The following is a 1,295-nucleotide window of genomic DNA, read 5'->3' as shown; positions in this document are numbered from 1 at the left end:
GCCGATACCGCCGGTCAGGGCAACAATATACTGCATCACGTTAACTACCTCACCCTGAAAGAAACTCTCCAGCCCAAGGTAAATTGGTACGATTGTAGCGTAAAATGAGCAGATTTCGGAGTCTTTCCGTAACCTTAATCCCGCGTATGATGTCGCTACTGGAATGGGCAAATTGTATCCGATATTGATCGGAGACTCATCGCCTTTTACCGGGAAAAACCCATGCGTATAACTGAAGTTAGGTCTTAAAAAAGATGTGCTTATCCAGCCGAAACGCTCCAAGCTGAAAAGTCGCTCCAATGTTGAACTGCAGCGTGACTTTACCTTCAAGCATCCTGGCATTCGCTAGCCTGGTCCGGCGTGCCAGTTATCGCCACGAACATCGATACCTTCGGCACTTTTTACATGGCAGAGGGGCGCTGGCACACCTTGGACGTTCTGACCACGGTGCATGAACATTATAACGTGGAATAGTAGCGCTAGTTTGTGACGCACGCCGGAATCGGTACTACGATATAATGGTTTCTACCAGCACCTTCTTTGGCCGATTTCAAGAAAATGAAGCAAATCCTGTGGCGCTGTCGCTGCAACTGATTTTTATCTGCATTGGTATCATTTGAACTGCGCGGCAGCGTGAACTTTCATCGTTGATGAAACTGCATGGAGAGATCCGTGTACCCGCAGATTTTTGGTGAGCGCGCTGATGGAAATATAATCTACGCCGGTCAGAACGCAATCATGCGGCGTCCTCGAGCATGACATGGCCGGAAACTTCTAGCGCCGCCATCTGACGTGTCATAGTCATCGCCTTGATTATGTCTTCACGACTGAATTTGTCCAGCATAATGATATCGGTGCCAGCTTCTATGCCTGGCTCAGCTCATCGAAGGTTTCGATTTCCAACTTCCACCGGGACATCTGCGCGCAGCGCCACGGCGTTGGTGATGGGAGCCGGCGGCAATGATATAAGTTTCTTTAACTAAGAAGGTGCCCCGCTAAGCCCAGCCGGTAATTGCTATTGCTGCCGTACGGCACCGCAGTGCCGGTATATGCTAGCGCATCGAAATAAAGTTTCACCTCGCTGGCCACGCCGCACAAGGTGCGGATGAAATTGAGCACGGTGTGTTCGCCGGTAAGCAGTATTTCCCTTGTCCCGCTCAGCCAGCACAGGGGTTGATTAGCTTCAATATTATTACTATCTGCGACCTACCTACTCGATAGGTTACACCGCCGTCTAACTGGCTGAAGATCCCCTCAAGACAGCGGCCGCCCGCAAAAAACGCTCTTCTAGCGGG

The 1,295-nt window shown here is 50.6% G+C and carries 2 protein-coding genes and 1 pseudogene; 1 reads left to right on the top strand and 2 read right to left on the bottom strand.

Translation table 11 applies throughout. From position 1 onward, the window contains the following. Positions 1-232: 232 nt before the first annotated feature. Positions 233-614 (top strand): annotated as a pseudogene (locus BG74_RS17085) (GMP reductase); the annotation flags it as partial. A 122-nt stretch (positions 615-736) separates the two neighbouring features. Here BG74_RS17085 and BG74_RS17080 read toward each other — a convergent pair. Further along, positions 737-844: a hypothetical protein gene (locus BG74_RS17080; protein WP_244267339.1), complete on the bottom strand. Its 108-nt coding sequence runs from the start codon at positions 842-844 to the stop codon at positions 737-739. A 131-nt stretch (positions 845-975) separates the two neighbouring features. Next, positions 976-1,119, bottom strand: coding sequence for a hypothetical protein (locus BG74_RS13360; protein WP_187202686.1), 144 nt, complete (start codon positions 1,117-1,119; stop codon positions 976-978). Positions 1,120-1,295 lie beyond the last annotated feature (176 nt).

Source organism: Sodalis-like endosymbiont of Proechinophthirus fluctus, from assembly GCF_001602625.1.
In the GTDB taxonomy this organism is placed as follows: Bacteria; Pseudomonadota; Gammaproteobacteria; order Enterobacterales; family Enterobacteriaceae.
This window is presented reverse-complemented; position numbering and strand designations above follow the sequence as displayed.

What these genes read in the sequence shown, in the direction of transcription:
- BG74_RS17080 (WP_244267339.1), bottom strand. Translation starts at nt 844, where the DNA reads ATGCTGGACAAATTCAGTCGTGAAGACATAATCAAGGCGATGACTATG.